The 2174-nt window shown below is 44.8% G+C and carries 1 protein-coding gene; it reads left to right on the forward strand.

Features of this window, described 5'->3' with window-relative positions; genetic code table 11:
- Positions 1-832: 832 nt before the first annotated feature.
- Positions 833-2174: bilirubin oxidase (locus QZV86_RS13680; protein ID WP_295629281.1), on the forward strand; the 1342-nt coding region annotated here is incomplete at its 3' end.

Below are 2174 nucleotides of genomic sequence, written 5' to 3' on the forward strand. Positions count from 1 at the left end.
ATAATGATCGATAAAAGTGATTGTTCGCGTGATTTCAGCAAGAAAATTACTAAAAGATACTCTTCCACACACAAAAAAATCAGAAATTGTAACAAATTTGAGAATTCGTTGAATTTTGCAAAAGTCTCACTGGGTTTTTTCATTTCCTGCTTTCTTTTGAGTGGTAGCTTGGTTCTCATTTGTCACAGTTATCACTGTAAACCCGCCTCTGAAATAGATTAAATTTCCCTCATAGAGGTTGTATGTATGAAAGATAAATCTTACATAAAATAGGACATAAGTAGTACATAGTTACTACAAAATTGCCGCAGCCTGTCACTTTCCGTGCGGAGTCTTTGAGAATACTATTTTGCTGCGGACGAATAAAAGCATGATGAAAAAATCAAGAATAATAAGAAAAGAGTATTCGCTTAAGGGTAAAGGGTTTTGAGCATAAATCTGCTTTTGTAACATTACAAAAAACAAGTAGGTAAAAATACTGGTTTTTTGATAATCGTCTTAGAACAGCAAATTGAAATCAATGACTATATTTACTATAACTCTAGCACTACTATTTTCTTATAGCCGATAGGCTATCTCCCAGATGCAACAGTGAGAGATTCTTCGCTGTGTGGCATTTCATCCTGCTGATATAAAACATAATAATATTTGGAAAAATGGATTGCGCAAGATATCAGCGTGATCAGTTAAAGAGTAAAAAAAGGATGACGCCGATCAAGTTTACTTTGATCTGATGGATGTCAATATAAGTTATACAGGGCTTATACATGATCAATACGCACTCAAAGTGTGATTTTGAGAAAAATAACGCTACCTAAGAGAGGGAAAAATTATGAAATCCGACGAATATGAATCGAGTCAGGGCAACGCCACTGATTCTGATTCTCCATTGAATGAATCGCGGCGTGCGTTTTTTAAAACAACGGGAGCCACGATTCTGGCCGCGCCGGCCATTTTAACTTCGCGTAAAAGCTTGGCGCAGGTTGTTACTGACGATGAAGCGTTACCACCCAGTCCGCCAACCACGCCCTGGCTGAGAGAATTGCCAGAAGAGATGGAGCCGTTGGAACAAACTGATCTGGCCAGTGGTCCTTTGCCTCCGAATTGTGATCCCAATCTCGCCAATGGAGAATGTGGGCGTGGCAGTCATCAGCTTTGGGAAGAAATTTTTGGAGTTGCCGACCGACCACTTCTACCCGGTCAAGCGGATACCTATGTGTTGCGGGTTAAAGCGATAGACGACCATGAGTTTCATCCAGATTATGCGAGACAACTGGTATGGAATTACGTCGGTGAAGGTGGTGAGTCCAATCCAACCATTCATGCACGCTATGGGCGCCCGATTATTGTGCGCTTACATAATGATTTGCCTGCAAATCATAGTGGATTCGGTACGCCGGAAATCAGTTTGCATCTGCATAATTTGCATACGCCTTCGGAGAGTGACGGTTTCCCGGGCGATTATTTCAGTAAAACGAAAGCCGGACCCACGATCAGTGCCCCCGGAGATTTCTATGACCATGTTTATCCCAATGTGTATGCAGGGCTACGCGAATTTCCCAAAAGCGCGAGCAACCCGGTGGGCGGCGATAAGCGTGAAGCATTAGGGACGCTGTGGTATCACGACCATTGCCTGGATTTTACCGCGGCCAACGCTAACCGCGGCATGGCTGGCTTTTACCTGCTTTACGATGAGCTGGATTCGGGCAATGAACATGATCCTAATCCCAAGGCGTTGCGGCTGCCCAGCGATGCTTACGATTATCCGCTGGCTTTTCAGGATAAGCGCTTTGGTGCAGATACGATACAAGTGCACGATCAGTTTGATCCGGAAGGCACGTTGGGCGACAAGGTGACCGTCAATGGCATGATCGAGCCGGTGCTGAGAGTAGCCAGTCGCAAGTATCGCTTGCGGCTACTCAATGCCGGGCCCTCGCGCTTCTATCAGTTCCATTTAGTGACGCCGAACAATGTGCAGCAATCTTTTATCCACATCGCCAATGACGGCAATTTGTTACCAAGGTCGCTGCTGAACCGTAAAAATGTTCGATTGAGCGTGGCTGAGCGCGCAGATATCGTAGTGGATTTTTCTGCGTATCCACTCGGTACTGAACTTTACCTGGTCAATCGCTGGGAACAAACCAGCTCGCGTGGGCCAAAAGGCGTCAAAGGGC

It is taken from the genome of uncultured Nitrosomonas sp. (assembly GCF_902826915.1).
Classification (GTDB): Bacteria; Pseudomonadota; Gammaproteobacteria; order Burkholderiales; family Nitrosomonadaceae; genus Nitrosomonas.